At 64.7% G+C, this 12927-nt stretch carries 13 protein-coding genes; 7 read left to right on the forward strand and 6 right to left on the reverse strand.

Annotated elements, in window-relative coordinates:
* Nucleotides 1-5 precede the first annotated feature (5 nt).
* On the forward strand, nucleotides 6-1259 hold the full coding sequence (locus tag ACOQPQ_RS11325) for a CaiB/BaiF CoA transferase family protein (protein ID WP_420639537.1): 1254 nt from the start codon (nucleotides 6-8) through the stop codon (nucleotides 1257-1259).
* 226 nt (nucleotides 1260-1485) lie between these two features.
* Nucleotides 1486-1875 carry a RidA family protein gene (locus ACOQPQ_RS11330; RefSeq protein ID WP_420640399.1) on the forward strand — a complete coding sequence of 130 codons (390 nt, stop codon included), beginning with the start codon at nucleotides 1486-1488 and terminating at the stop codon, nucleotides 1873-1875.
* A gap of 46 nt (nucleotides 1876-1921) precedes the next feature.
* On the opposite strand, the gene ACOQPQ_RS11335 is transcribed toward ACOQPQ_RS11330, so the two are convergent.
* Entirely contained in the window at nucleotides 1922-2113 is a 192-nt protein-coding gene (locus ACOQPQ_RS11335; RefSeq protein ID WP_420639538.1) for a ferredoxin, read from the reverse strand.
* Between the two features lie 158 nt (nucleotides 2114-2271).
* On the opposite strand from ACOQPQ_RS11335, the gene ACOQPQ_RS11340 reads away from it, so the two are divergent.
* Nucleotides 2272-3408, forward strand: a complete 1137-nt coding sequence (locus ACOQPQ_RS11340; RefSeq protein WP_420639539.1) for an amidohydrolase family protein — start codon at nucleotides 2272-2274, stop codon at nucleotides 3406-3408.
* 47 nt (nucleotides 3409-3455) lie between these two features.
* On the opposite strand, the gene ACOQPQ_RS11345 is transcribed toward ACOQPQ_RS11340, so the two are convergent.
* Complete coding sequence (locus tag ACOQPQ_RS11345) at nucleotides 3456-4190, reverse strand: FadR/GntR family transcriptional regulator (protein ID WP_420639540.1); 735 nt, start codon at nucleotides 4188-4190, stop codon at nucleotides 3456-3458.
* A 100-nt stretch (nucleotides 4191-4290) separates the two neighbouring features.
* Between ACOQPQ_RS11345 and ACOQPQ_RS11350 the strand changes: the two genes are divergently transcribed.
* Both ACOQPQ_RS11350 and ACOQPQ_RS11355 read left to right on the forward strand, forming a co-directional pair.
* A complete protein-coding gene (locus tag ACOQPQ_RS11350) occupies nucleotides 4291-5448 on the forward strand; it encodes an amidohydrolase family protein (protein ID WP_420639541.1) in 1158 nt (385 codons plus the stop codon).
* A complete protein-coding gene (locus ACOQPQ_RS11355) occupies nucleotides 5445-6857 on the forward strand; it encodes a gamma-glutamyltransferase (protein WP_420639542.1) in 1413 nt (470 codons plus the stop codon). The genes ACOQPQ_RS11350 and ACOQPQ_RS11355 overlap by 4 nt, the downstream gene beginning before the upstream one ends.
* Nucleotides 6858-6871: 14 nt before the next feature.
* Here ACOQPQ_RS11355 and ACOQPQ_RS11360 read toward each other — a convergent pair whose 3' ends face one another.
* Nucleotides 6872-8344: an ABC transporter substrate-binding protein gene (locus ACOQPQ_RS11360; RefSeq protein ID WP_420639543.1), complete on the reverse strand. Its 1473-nt coding sequence runs from the start codon at nucleotides 8342-8344 to the stop codon at nucleotides 6872-6874.
* Nucleotides 8345-8496: 152 nt separating this feature from the next.
* On the opposite strand from ACOQPQ_RS11360, the gene ACOQPQ_RS11365 reads away from it, so the two are divergent.
* Complete coding sequence (locus ACOQPQ_RS11365; RefSeq protein ID WP_420639544.1) at nucleotides 8497-8940, forward strand: GlcG/HbpS family heme-binding protein; 444 nt, start codon at nucleotides 8497-8499, stop codon at nucleotides 8938-8940.
* Nucleotides 8941-9054: 114 nt separating this feature from the next.
* Entirely contained in the window at nucleotides 9055-9723 is a 669-nt protein-coding gene (locus tag ACOQPQ_RS11370; RefSeq protein WP_420639545.1) for a hypothetical protein, read from the forward strand.
* Nucleotides 9724-9779: 56 nt separating this feature from the next.
* Here the strand turns inward: ACOQPQ_RS11370 and ACOQPQ_RS11375 are convergent, their stop codons facing one another.
* The 3 genes from ACOQPQ_RS11375 to ACOQPQ_RS11385 all read right to left on the reverse strand — a co-directional run bounded on the left by ACOQPQ_RS11375 (nucleotide 9780) and on the right by ACOQPQ_RS11385 (nucleotide 12875).
* The gene (locus tag ACOQPQ_RS11375; protein ID WP_420640400.1) at nucleotides 9780-10832 is read right to left on the reverse strand and encodes a Kelch repeat-containing protein; all 1053 of its coding nucleotides are present in this window, start codon (nucleotides 10830-10832) and stop codon (nucleotides 9780-9782) included.
* A gap of 92 nt (nucleotides 10833-10924) precedes the next feature.
* On the reverse strand, nucleotides 10925-11734 hold the full coding sequence (locus ACOQPQ_RS11380; RefSeq protein WP_420639546.1) for an enoyl-CoA hydratase/isomerase family protein: 810 nt from the start codon (nucleotides 11732-11734) through the stop codon (nucleotides 10925-10927).
* A gap of 16 nt (nucleotides 11735-11750) precedes the next feature.
* Nucleotides 11751-12875, reverse strand: coding sequence for an LLM class flavin-dependent oxidoreductase (locus ACOQPQ_RS11385; protein WP_420639547.1), 1125 nt, complete (start codon nucleotides 12873-12875; stop codon nucleotides 11751-11753).
* Between the last annotated feature and the right edge of the window lie 52 nt (nucleotides 12876-12927).

Here is a 12927-nt window from a genome sequence, read left to right on the forward strand (position 1 = left end):
ACGCGATGGCGAAGTTGCTCCAGGGTGTACGGGTTATCGAGTCTGCCGTCTTGTTGAACGGCGACACGCTGGGAATGCACCTCGCCGATCTTGGGGCTGAGGTCATCAAGGTCGAGTCACCATCCGGTGGGGACTACCTCCGCGACATCCTGGGGCAGATCGTTCCGCGGCACAGTCCTGCCCATTTGCAGGTGAACAAGAACAAGCGAAGCGTTGCCGTGGATGTCCGCTCCGTCGCGGGTCGGGAGGTCTTTTGGGATCTGCTCGACACCGCTGACGCGTTCATCGACGGATACGCCAACGACGCGACCGACCGGTTGGGGATCGGCTATGCGGCCCAACGAGCCCGTAAGCCCGATGTCATCTACTGCCAGTACACCGGGTTCGGTCGCCGCGGACCCTACGCCGCGATCCCCACACACGGTCAGATGATGAACGCCGAGGCCGCGGCGGTGACTCTGGCGACCCACGACGACGGGTTCGTGAGGGTCGCGGAGAACCGGGAGTTGATGTGGGGTACGTCGGGGGGCGGCGATGGCACGGCCGCCGGAGCGATTCATGCTGCCCTTCATGTGGTGGCGGCGCTCTGGCGCCGAGACCGGACCGGTGAGGGAGCATTCCTGGACGCCTCGGCCTCGGACGCGGTGATTGCGCAGGGGTGGATCGGCGCCGTCTATGGCTGGAACTACGACCGCATCACCGACCACACCGGGCTGCGTGCCCCGGGTAGTGAGACGCTCACCGGCGCGAAGTACCAGTACTACCGGACGGCGGACGACCGCTATGTGCTGTTCTGTTGCATCGAGCCGAAGTTCTGGACCCGGTTCTGTGAGGTGGTGGAGCGCCCGGATCTGGCGACGCGGGTCACGGAGGCGGGCGCGGTGGACTTCGGCCGAGACGACCACGACCTGCGGCGAGAGCTGCAGGAGATCATCGGCCGACGAACACAGGCGGAGTGGGTCGACGTCGCGATCGAGCATCGGCTGCCGATCGGCCCGGCTCATCAGGGTGCGTCGAGTCTGCAGGAGGATCGCCACGTTCATGACCGCGAGATCGTCGTGGACGGGCACCACCCGGTTGCCGGTGACTTCACCTACGTCGGAACCCCGGTCATCGTCGACGGCCATGCCTACGAAACTCCGGCACCGGCACCGGCTCACGGGGCCGACACCGTCGCGGTGTTGGGCGAATTGGGCTACTCGGCGTCCCGGATCGCTGCGCTCGAGGAAGCCGGAGTCATCGCCACCAGCGGTTCGTGACCGCCATCCGTCGCGTCGAAAAGTGCCTTGACGGGCCGACTGCCGGGGTGCCAATGGTTGGAATTGAGTATGCTGATCTTACTGTCACCGCCAAGGGGTTGGCCGGTGAGGTGAGAATGAGAGTGAGCGAGGCGTGAGTAGCAGTGCGAGCTGGGACGAGCGGGCAGCCGAGGCGGGAATCGAGATCCCACCCCCCTTGCCGGCGCACCCGCTGTTTCCCGGTGCAGTGGTGGACGGCACCGTGGTGTACACGTCGGGAATCGTGGCGGTGGAGGGACCCCCGTGGAGCATGGCTTACGCCGGTTCAGTGGGTGATGAGATCGACCTGGAAACCGCTCAGAAGTCGGCCGCGCTGGCGATGCGGTGCACTCTGGGGAACTTGAAGGGTGTCCTCGGGGGGAGCCTTGACCGGGTGGATCGATTTGTGAAGGTGATGGGGTTCGTTCGATGTCGCCCCGAGTTCACCGACCCGCCGCTGGTGATCAATGGTGCGTCTGAGGTGCTGGCCGCGATCTTCGGCGCGGATCGGCTTCCCGCGCGCTCGGCGATAGGTGTCGCTTCGCTACCGGGTGGCGCGAGCGTCGAGATCGACGCGGTCGTTCGTCTCAAAGCCTGATCAGGGGCCTGGTGCGGGCCTCTCGGACGCAGGCGTGTCGGCGCTTCTACTCGATGACGATGGCGCCCTCGGGGCACCCCAAAGCGGCTCGCTCGGCTCCGGCTTCGTGTTCGGGGGGCACGTCGGCGACCTTCAAGACGGCGTGACCGTCTTCTTCGCGGAGACCGAAGATCGCTGGGGCCGCAATGGCGCACAGGGTGTGGCCTTGGCAGACATCCTCCAGAAGGCTGACTCGCATCAATGCTCCTCAACGTCCGCGGCGGCAGACCGCCTGTGACAAATTCAGTATGCTCTATTATAGTTGCGCGGAGCGGTTGCGTGCGCAAGCGTGGTCTCAAACATCTCGACCAGAGAGGGGCTGCCATGGCTCCAAAGCACGAGTTCGACTTGATCAGCGTGGATGATCACATCATCGAGCCGCCGCACGTGTGGACGGACCGAATCCCCGCGAAGTACCAGGACGAGTGCCCACGGGTGGTGACCAGGGACGACGGCACCGAGATGTGGCAGTACGAGGGCGAACAACTCGCCACCATGGGTCTGAACGCGGTGGCGGGCAAGGCGCACAAGGACTTCGCGATGGACCCCGCGTCCTATGGCGACATGATCGAGGGCTGTTTCAACCCGGTGACCAGGGCCCAGGATCTGTTGCAGGATGGCATTCGGGGCAGCTTGTGTTTCCCCACCTTCCCTCGTTTCGCCGGCCAGCGTTTCTTGACCGCCAAGGACAAGACCCTGGCCGATCTGTGTGTGCGGGCCTACAACGACTGGATGCTGGAGGAATGGTGTGATGCCGTCCCGGGCCTCTACATCCCGATGATGATCGGACAACTGTGGGACCCCGAACTGATGGCAGCCGAAATTCGGCGTAATGCGGAGCGCGGCGTTCGGTCGGTCAGCTTCCCTGAGAGCACAGCGCCATTCGACGAGCCGTCGTTCCACACCACCCACTGGGACCCGGTGTGGCAAGCCTGCGTCGACACCGACATGGTCGTCTCGATCCACATCGGCACGAGTGGCAGGACCCTCATGCCGTCCGATGATGCCTCATTCTCGGTCGCAGTTGCGCTCGGGCCCGTCAATGCGCAGATAACCTTCATGGACATCCTGCTGTGCGGCATCTTCCAACGATTCCCGGATCTCAAAGTCGCGCTCTCCGAGGGTGGGATCGGCTGGGTTCCCTTCGCGCTGGAGCGGATCGATCGCACCTGGGAGCGCCACCGCTATTGGGCCGATCTCGACGACACGCCGCCTTCCGAGATTTTCCGCCGCAATGTGTGGGTGTGCTTCATTGATGAACAGGCCGGGGTCGAGGCTCGTGACCACATTGGTGGGGACAAGATCATGTGGGAGTGCGATTATCCGCACGCCGACACGCCGTGGCCGAACAGCCAGGGCGAACTCCGAAAGCTGTTGTCGGACCTGCCCGCGGACGACGTCGCTGCCATGACCCATGGCAATGCGGAGCGGCTCTATCGCTGGCGTGAACGCCCCGACGTCGAAGCCATCCTCGGATCCGACGTCACGGGCTGAGAGCCCACGCCTGGCGCTCGCCGAGCGGCTGCCTTGGTCGGCGAACCTCAGTCGTGCATGTAATTCACGATGGCGCTGAGATGTCGCTTCAACCGCCGCTCGGCTGCGTCGGGATCCCGGCTGAGAATGGCTTCGGCGATGCGGGAGTGGGCTTTGTGGACCTCGACGGCGGCTCGTTCCACGTCGGCACGGGATTGAGCAGGATCGCTGTGACGGCTGGTGACGCGGCTGAGGATCTGCACGAAGAGCAACATGGCGGGGTTGCCGGTGAGTTCGGCCAGGAGGAGGTGGAACTGGTTGGACGGGTAGTCCTCGCTGGGCTGGCCGGGATCACGGCCCTCGATGATCAGCTCGACTTCCTGGTCGAGGAATTCGCGAATGCGAGCCTCGCCCTGCTTGGTGAGGTTGCTGGTTGCGGATCGAACGCACGCGATCTCCAGGGCGGAGCGGGCTTCATTGATCTGGGTTGGGCTGATGTCGAGGTACTCGAGGTTCAACAGCACGGTCCGTACGGCAGCATCCACTCGTGGTTCCACGACCACGAGGCCCCCACCAGGTCCCCGGCGCATCTCGGCGACGCCGTGGTGCCCCACGATACGGATGGCTTCACGGAAGACCGCCCGGCTGACGCCATATCGTACGCAGAGTTCCGCTTCGGAGCCGATGACCTTGCCGACGTTCCAGCCTTCAGCGATGATCTCGTTCTCAATTCGTTCCGCCAGCATCTCGCCCAGATTCCGCCCGGGGGTCGCGGTCTCCATCCTGTCGGACTGGGCACTCACGGGCTTGAGGCTAACGGATCAAGGCTTGGCATCGACGGCTTGCTGTCGTAGCATAAATAGTATACCGAATATGTGAGAGGGAACCCGAGAGGAGATCGCGGTGAAGAACGGTTACAAGATCATCGATTCTGATACCCACGTCGGCCCAAACCTCGAAACGCTGAAGATCTATGCCTCCGATCGCCTCAAGGAACGGTGGTCGGAGTTCGACCCATTTCTGCAGCCGGTGACGCTCGGCGGCCACTTCTTGAGCGTGAACCCGATGAAGTACGGCCGCGAGCTCGGCACCGAGCATGCGGGGGAGGAGTCGGAAAAGGGTGGAGATTCTCCCCTTCGAGGCGCGGTCACGAAGGCTTTTGACCAGCCCCCCGCCGAAGACGTGTCGAATCTGAACGCCAAGGGCCGGCTCGAAGACATGGACATCGAAGGCGTGGACGTCAACCTGATCATCCCTGGCACCTTCGGCAATGCGGCAACGACGTTCGACAACGAACTGGCGGTCGAGCTGTACGACGCCTACCACCGGTACATTGCCGACTACTGCAGCGAGGACGAGGACCGGCTCAAGGCGACGATCCTGCTTCCCGCACAGGCGCCGGATGAAGCAGTCCGCATGGTCAAGGAACTCGGTGACGAAAAGTGGGTCGCATCGGTCAGCGTGGTGCTCCCCGAGGGTGTTCCGATCGACGATCCGGTGCTGTATCCGGTGTGGTCGGCAATCGGTGACTACGACCTGCCGCTCCTCCATCACTCCTTCTTCTACGAGCCGCCGTACTTCCCGGGCTACCGGGACATCTGGGGCAATGTGGTCATTGCCCGGGCCGCGGCCCACCCGTGGGGAGCGCAGCGCCTGCTCGCCTATCTCACGCTGTCGGGTCTTTTCGATGTCTACCCCAACCTGCGAATCGGGTTTGCCGAGTGCTCGGCCGGATGGTTGCCGTCGTGGTTGATCCGGCTCGAAGGACAGGCCGACTACATGGCCGCGAAGGTGCCGTTCCGCCAGATGTCGCCCACGGAGTACGCCCAGAATGGCCGCATCTACTGTGGCATCGAACTCTACGAGGGTGCTGGGATCGCGAAATCGGTGACGGACCTGTTGGGTGATGGCGTGCTGATGTACTCCTCGGACTACCCGCACAACCAAGCAGAGTTCCCAGTCTCGACGGAGATGGCCTTGGAGTGGGAGGACGCCCTGGGCAAGGACGTCATGACGAAGCTCATGTCGACCAACGCCGAGACCTACATGCGCATTCTGTGACCGCAGGAGCGGCCACCTCGGACCCCCGCGCTACCAACGCGGCAGTCGAAATCCTTCGCTCGGGTGGTAACGCGGTCGACGCCGCCGCCGCGGCGGCGTTCGTTCTGTACGTGGTTGAACCACAGTCCTGTGGCATCGGCGGCGACGGGTTCATGCTCATCCACAAGGGTCGTGGCGCACCGGTTGCCCTCGATGGCTCCGGTGCGGTGCCTGCCGCACTAACACCCCGGGTGCTGGCGGCGCGTGGTTTGCCGAATGTGCCGTCTCGGGGAGCACAGACGGCGACGGCACCCGGGGCCGTCGCGTTGCTCGAGACCGCCTTGGCTCGCGGGGGTACGATGCGACTGGCCGATGTCGTGGCCCCGGCGAAGGCGTTGGCGGCGGGGGGATTCGCGGTCCGTCCGAGCCTGGCGGAGGCCGCCCGGCGGGCCGCTGAGACCGATGCAGCAAGCGATCCGGTACTGGGTCCGCTGTACTGGCCCGGAGGCGCCCCGGTGAGCGAGGGCGACGTGATCGTCAACCCGGCCCTGGCGGGCGCGCTCGACCTGATAGCAGCGTCGGGGTCTGCTGCGTTGGCAACGGGAGACCTGGCCCAATCAATTGCCGCCACCGTCGCGGCGAACGATGGCTTCTTGAGTGTCGATGATCTTGCGACGCACACCACCGTCGAGGTGGCACCGCTGAGCGTTGCGTTCGGGGATCACGTGGTGTGGCAGTTGCCCGAACCCACCCAAGGGCCCGCGGTGATTGCGGCGCTGGCGGAGATCGGACCGGTGGATGTGCCCGACTGGGATCAGGTGTATCAGGCAGTGCGGACGGGAATGATCTCGGCCCGCTTTGATCCGGCCGAGGTCGGGGGCCCCATTTCCAACGCCGCAAAGGGTGACACCACCTTTATCGCGGTGGTCGATCATGACGGTGCGGGGGCGTCATTGATCACGTCGGTGTTCGGTGACTTCGGTTCCCACCTCGGCGTACCGGCGCTGGGAGGTCCGATTCACAATCGGGCCACCACCTTCCGAATTGCGTCGTATCCGCTGGTGCCGGGCAAACCGCCGCACACTACGATTCCGGGCCTGGTCACGACGGCCCATGGCGACTTGGCCTTTGTGATGGGTGTCGCCGGCGGGGTCATGCAGCCCCAGGCCCAAGTGCAACTCGCGCTCCGGATTCTGGTGGAAGGCCTCGAGCCCCAAGCTGCGCTGGACGCCCCGCGGTTCAAAATCTGCTTTGGCGGCGAGCTTGCGCTGGAGCCCGGTCATCCCCTGCTTGCGGCTTATCCCGAAGCGGCCGACAAAGATCCGGGCCCGGAAGGGTTCGGGGCTGCGCAGGTGGTGGGCTGGCACAACGGCGAGTTGTCGGCCGGTGCCGACCGGCGCCGCGGCGGCTCCGCCATTGTCGTGGCTTGAAGCCGAGGGTCGACTCAGTCGAGTGGGTCCGAGAACTCCCCCTGGGCCGTCCAGCACTCGCAGGTGGTGGACCACACAACGGTGCGCACTTGTTCGATTCCGGCGTGATCGTCCGGCGTCCAGGTGAGGTTGCCCCAGAGCGAGAGCGGGAAGTCGGTCACTGTCTCCAGGGCGGCGACGAAACTCTCGGGACTGGGACTCGGCCCGGCGCCCTTGAGCCCTTCGAGGAGCAACGCCATGAGGTCGCAGGTGAAGAGGGTTTGGATGGTCTCCCCGCTCTCCGGGGATACGAGAGAGACCTCTTCTCCTGAGTACGCCTCATAGTTCTCGATGCATCTGAGCGCCTGAGGCGGTTGGTCGAAGCCCGCGGCGATCTCACCCAATCGGCCCATCGCCATTGCTTCCATTCCGTCGATGAGCAGTTGGGGGTAGGACTGGGTCGAAACGTCGGTCAGTTGGTTGGCCCACTCGAAGGCCAGAAGGTCGGGTTCGTAGCCCTGGGACTCGGCGCTGGCGAGGAAGTTCGTCACGCTGCTGGTGGAGACGAGCAGGATGGCGAAGTCGACATCGTCGGAGACGAAGCGTTGGACGACAATCTGATCCTGGGGGCTGCCGATCCCCTCCCCGTCGGATGGGAGATCCGAGGCGATCTCTTGGCCGACGGCGGCCAGCGAAACCCGAAGTTGATCGACCGCCTCCTCCGAGCGCGTGTCCCAGAACACGCCTATCCGTTTGCCGTCGAGCGCCCCCCTCTCGTCGGCCCAGGCGACGAACCGCTCAAGCACCTGAGCTTCGCTGGCGCGCACGGTGAACAGCCACGGAGCGGTTCGCTGATAAGTCGAAGGAGCGAGCCCCGACGAATCGATGACCGGGATCCCGAAGCGAGCCGCGAGGCATTCGCTTCCTACCTGGAAGTCGCGGCCGGCGATGACGGCGAAGACGTTGTCGTCTTCGGCGAATTGGGTGCAGACACCGATCTTGTCGTCCGAGCTGAGGATGTTGTACTTCCCGTAGACGATTTCAATGTCGATGCCGTTGACCGGGAGGATGCCGTCACGCCGCCACCCCTGGAGGACGGAAGCGGCTTGGATCTCGGGATCTCCGATGGAGAACTTGTCGTGGAGCACTGCAAAAGCGGCGACGTCGGGGTACGCGTAGCCGATCTTGAGGACCTGGGTGACCTCATTGGTGGGCTCACCTGGTTCTGGTTCCGCGGAGTCGGTTTGGTCGCCGTCCGCGCCGCTGTCGCCGGGTTGAACGTCATCACCGCGACTGTCACTGTCGACTGTGCCGTCCCCTGCGCTGCTGTCGTCGGCGCTGTCGTCTTCCGTGTTGGCGGGGTCATCATCGGGGCGGGCGGGGGCGGTGGTCGGTGCCGCGTCGGCCGGGACCGCGGCGTCGTCATCGTTGTCCGATGAGCAGGCAGCGGCGATCAACATCATCAACAGCAGTGCCGCGATCCAGGACTTGGCCTTCACCGGAATCACCCCCCGATCGTCGCGCTGCCGGCGTGACACCGCATTTCCCAAATTGAGTATGCTGTATTATAGCGCGGCATTGTTGATGCAGGATTCGCCCAGGCCCTGTCGGGACGGGCGTCGTCGGCGATGCGGAGAGTGAAACCGAGAGAGGACCAACAATGTCGGAGCACCTCGTCACGAAACGACACATCACGTACGCCGCCGCGAGTCAGATCATCGGGGCCGGCCTCGCCAAGGCCAAAGAGCTGGGGGTCAACGCGGCGATCGTGATCACCGAGGGCTCGGGGGAGATCGTGGCGGTCGCGTCGACCGAAGCGACGAACCCGAGAGGCTGGCGAGGCGGTCTCGCCAAGGCCACGGTTTCCGCCGGACTAGGGGTCTCCACGGAGTTCTTCCTCGACAAGCGACTCAAGCAGGACGAGGTGCTGTGGCGGGCGCTGTCGAACAGTCCGGATCGCATGTTCGTGCCCGGCGGCATTCCCCTGAAATTCGAAGGCGATACGGTTGGAGCGGTCGGGGTGAGCGGGGGTCACTACGAGCAGGACGCGGAGGTCGCCCAGGCCGTCGCCGATGCGTTTGAAGCTCTCATGACCGAGTCGTAGTCGCCGTTGGTGATGCCTCGACACGCCGCGTAGGACTGTGAGCAGCGGACACTGGCCCTCTCCTGGGAAAGGGTATACTCTTGTCGTCAATAGCCAAGCGGAGGTGGAAGAACCATGCGGGGAAAGTTGATTCAAGGCTTGGGCGCGTTGGTGGCCATTGGGGCGCTGATTGCGTTCGGTACGGCACCGGTAGCGGCGCAGGATGACTTCGACGCGGAGGCCGCGTCGGAGGAGGTTGTGGAGAATCTGATCGATCTGTTCACGTACCTCGATGTCGCCGGTAACCCGGACAGCTCTGCGGCGGAGGCCGAGGAGGCGGTGTCGGCAGCGGCTGCGTTGATCGAGGGTGGCGATACGGCGGAGGTGCAGGGGCAGATTCCCGGGATTGCAGCCCTTGCGCATGCCGCCGAGCTGACTGTGGTGATCGATGAGGAACCGACGTTCAGCGAGGACAACACGCAAGCCAACTATCTGTTCTCGGCGCTTTCGTTCGGCAATCCATCACAGGTTGATGGTGCCAACGGGATCCACGTCCTTGAGGATGGAACGTGGAAGTTGTCGAGCCTGATCTGGCAGGCGTTCGTCGCCATGGGCGGGGATGCGCAGCCTGAGGACATGGGAGACGGTGGTGTCGTAGACGGCGGAGCCGACGACACCGGTCAGGACGAAGAACTGGCCAATACCGGCCTCAACACCGGCCTCTTGGTCGTCATTGCGGTTGCGATGCTCGCCGCCGGCGTCATGTTGATGACCGCCAGTCGGCGGGCGCGCTCCACGGTCTGACGCACCGCAGCCTCCACCGTCTCACGGGGGAGGCCGGTAACCGATAGCCAACTTCTCTACGTGGGGTCGATCACGTAGATGTCGGTGTTCCAGATCTGGCCTGGGCCCACGCCGTCCTCACATTCGAATCCGTAGCCGCCGAAGACGTACATCTTGTTGTTGGCGGCCGAGGCCACCGTTCGTTTCAGCGGCGCGCCCAAATGGTCTGAGAGGTGCCAGGAGTTGTTCGCAACGTCCAGGGACCAGATCTGGCCGATCGGGCCTTGCGGGTAAGGGGCGCCGCAACCGGCCTTCTTGTTGTGAGGGTCGTCACCGCCGTAGACATAGAGCGTGCCTTCCAGGGTCGCCGCAGCCGCCTGGTGACGCATGGCTCCGGTGACGTCGTTCGGACGATCGATCGGGAGCCGACGAATCACACCGCTGTCGAGATCGATTTCGAGCGTCCCCGGGACCAAGACGGGTCGAAACTCGGCGGCACGCATGTTCTCGCCGCCGAGGGCATACACCTTGCCATCGTGCGAGGCGTTCCCGGAGGCCGCTTCGTACCGACCCCTTGGGGTGTTGATGTCGTCGGCGACCTGCTCCCAGACGTGATCGATGGTGCTGAACCGCCAGATGTCGTTGTGGTTCTGGAGCTGATGGTCGAGCCCGCCGAACGCATAGATGTGGGCTCCATGGGACCACAGGTTCGGGCGGACGCGAGGTCCCGGACCCTCGCTGGCGGGTGCCGCGAGCGTCCATTCGTTGTCGGCGACGGAATAGCGGTGCAGGTCGCCGAAGATCGTGAGGTTGGCGATCCCATGGTCGTAGCTCGACCCGCCGAAGACGTACACGTGGCCGTTCGTCTCGTCCGCCGCACCCGCGGCGAAGAACGACGGGGGCGGCGGGGTACCGCTGGGGTGGAGTTCCGTGAGCGTGCTGGTTGTGGTGTCGAACGCGTGGATGTCGTTGTAGGCAATGACGACCTCTTCGAGATCCGAGTCGTAACCACCCCCGACGATGTAGATGATGTCACCGACGGTCGCCGCCGCGGGCGTCGAGCGCGGACTGAGTACATCGCCCTGAACTTCGAGCCTGGTCACGGTCGGGTGCCGGTTCGTCGCAGGCATCTCCACAGTCCCCCCGGTACGGCTACAATCAGTGTACTTTATTCAGAATCCCCGGACTGGCGCTGCCCTCGTCAAGAGTTCGATTTGCCTCGCTAGCTGTCGGGTTGGCGGCCGAAGCGTTCCATGGACTGTTCGAAGGCGGCCAGGGTGGAGTACACCGACATCCGGTCGAACTGGCGCTGGATGTTGCGGTCGGTCACGTCGGCGTGGACGTCCACCGCCATCTTGGCCAGTCCCAACGCCTCGGTGGGCAGCGACATGAGGTGGCGGCAAAAGGCGTACACCTCGTCCATCAGCGACTCGGCCGGGTACACCTGGTGGACCAGGCCGATGCTGTTGGCCTGGATCGCGTCGATCTCCATGGTGGCCATGGCCATCCACTTGGCCCAACTCGGCCCCACCAACCGGGTGAGCCTGCTGGTGCCCCCGCTGCCGGCGATGCCCCCCAGCTTCACCTCGGGCAACGCGAACGTGGCCTCGGGCGTGCAGAACCGGAAGTCCACCGATCCGGCCATCTCCACCCCGGCGCCCAGACACCGACCCTGGATGGCCATGATCACCGGCTTTTCCACCGCTTCCATCTCGTCGTACAGCAGGTGGTGGCTGCGGTAGTCCCGGCGGAAGTTCCACCCCGGGTGCTGGTGCTTGGTCTCGGGGTCGCCGGGCCGGTTCCCGGCCGGGCTGGAGATATCCTGACCGGCGGTGAAATAGCGGCCCTTGGCGGTGATCACCAGACAGCGCAGATCGTCACGGTCGCCCAGCGCCAGCACGGCATCCCACAGCACGGCGGTCATGTCGTGGCTGATGGCGTTCAGCTTGTCGGGACGATCCAGGGTGACGGTGACGATGCCGTCGTCGACGGTGACGGCCGCGTGGGGATGACCAGCGAGGTCCTCAGCCATGATGCACGCAGCCCGACTAGGCGGCCTGGCGCAGGCGGGTGGTGCGGTGGACGGGATCGGTGTCGATCTTGGGGATCACGTACTCGCCCAACAGCTCGATGGTCTTGAGGTCGTCGGCCCGCTCGCTGGAGCCCATGCCGAACACCAACTGGTCGGCCCCGGCGTCGGCCCAGTCCTGGCAACCCTTCAGCGCCTGGTCGGGATCGCCCATCACCGAGCCCGGTTGGCCCACGCCGGACCAGAGTTCCTCGGCCGACGGCATGGGAATGGTCTGGGGCCACGGGGGCACCCAGTCGGGCCGGGGGAAGGTGTCGTGGTAGCGGAACACGTTGGACTGCAGGTAGGTCATCGACGACCGCAGGGCGTGATCGATGGCCCCCTGGGTGGTCTCGGCCACGAACGCCCCGGAGGTCACCATGATGTTGTCGTTCACGTAGGCCCCCACCGGCTCGGCGTTCACGATGTCCTTCTTGTAGGCGTCCAGCACCGGGGCCAGCTCCTCGATGGAGCCCACCGAGAACCCCAGCACCCCCAGCCCCTTGCGGGCGGCCATGGCGTAGCTGGTGGTGTTGCCCGCGGCGTACCACATGGCCGGATGCCCCTTGCCCCACGGCTTGGGCAGCACTTTGCGGGGCGGCAGCGACCAGAACTTGCCCTCGTAGCCCTCGTAGGTGTCCTGGGTCCACATCTTGGCGAACTCGCCGATCACGTCCTCCCAGATCTCCTTGGTCTGTGAGGTGTCGTTGATGCCGTCCCGATGCAGGAATCCCAGAATCTCGTGGCTGCCTGCTCCCCGGCCGGTACCGAACTCGAAGCGGCCCCCCGAGAGGTGGTCGAGCATGGCCACCCGTTCCGCCACCTTGACCGGGTGGTTCACCTGGGGAAGGGGATTGAAGATGCCCGACCCGATGTGGATGCGCTCGGTGGCGCAGGCCAGATAGCCGGCGATGGCATCGTTGGCCGACATGTGGGAGTACTCGTCGAGGAAGTGGTGCTCGGGCAGCCACACGTACTTGAAACCGGCCCGGTCGGCGGCCTTCACCAACTCCAGTTCCTCCATGAAGGCGGTGTGCTCGGCATCGGGATCGGCGTCCCGGCGGTGCTGGGGTACGTACCCCTGGATGAAGAGTCCAAACTCCATGTCGACGCTCCGTTCGCTCGTACTCGGCCACCATTTCCTAGCACCCCACCAA

The sequence above is a fragment of the Candidatus Poriferisocius sp. genome (assembly GCF_965219775.1).
Lineage (GTDB): Bacteria > Actinomycetota > Acidimicrobiia > Acidimicrobiales > Bin134 > Poriferisocius.